Below are 207 nucleotides of genomic sequence, written 5' to 3'. Positions count from 1 at the left end.
CTAAAAAGGCCATTGCAAAGAAATTTGGCATTGCTGATTTCCTATTTCGAATTATGGTGGGCATTTATGAATTATATGGGCGTAAAGGTTTAATGAATCCCCCAAAAATATCTGGTACTTTTCGAATTAAGCTTGTAAAGTGGAAGCAATTAAATAATGCATCAATCGCAGAGACTTGCATTCATTTCGCTTTAATGTCGCCTGAAT

General features: G+C 35.3%; 1 pseudogene. It reads left to right on the top strand.

Annotation, left to right across the window (positions count from 1 at the left end):
• A pseudogene (locus CES81_RS13720) lies at window positions 1-207 on the top strand (IS3 family transposase); the annotation flags it as partial.

This window comes from Secundilactobacillus pentosiphilus (assembly GCF_002217985.1).
GTDB lineage: Bacteria > Bacillota > Bacilli > Lactobacillales > Lactobacillaceae > Secundilactobacillus > Secundilactobacillus pentosiphilus.
Note: the sequence above shows the minus strand (reverse complement) of the source record. Positions and strands in the feature narration are given on the sequence as shown.